1 protein-coding gene is annotated in these 354 nt (G+C 30.2%); it reads right to left on the reverse strand.

Features of this window, described 5'->3' with window-relative positions; translation table 11 throughout:
• Positions 1-145 precede the first annotated feature (145 nt).
• A partial coding sequence (locus G6042_RS14175) for a hypothetical protein (protein WP_211161593.1) occupies positions 146-354 on the reverse strand: 209 nt, incomplete at its 5' end.

A 354-nucleotide genomic window follows, 5' to 3' on the forward strand; every position in this document is an offset into this window, starting at 1 on the left:
AACTGTTGCACAACCTCAATAAAAAACTAAAATTTTAAAATATTTATAAAAAATAACCTCTTTAGAAGCTATTTTAAGGAAGTTTGTTTTTTAGTTATAATTCAAAGTTGTAAAACTTGGAGTGCTTATAAACGAGTTTTTGAAGTCAAAAAATGTTGTTTTTATAAAAGCCAAGTTCTTTCCTTGTTTTAGGGAAACAACTTGAGCTAAAACACTTGGTTTTTAATACTCTTGGTGTAAATCCTATTTTCTCTAAGTCGATACTGTTAACAAAAGCATCTATAAATCGAACGGGATTGTCCTGACTGATGGTATCTTCTAGACTGCTTACTTGTAGCTGGTTGCGAGCTATTC

Origin of the sequence: Flavobacterium solisilvae (assembly GCF_012911605.1) — a bacterium.
GTDB lineage: Bacteria > Bacteroidota > Bacteroidia > Flavobacteriales > Flavobacteriaceae > Flavobacterium > Flavobacterium solisilvae.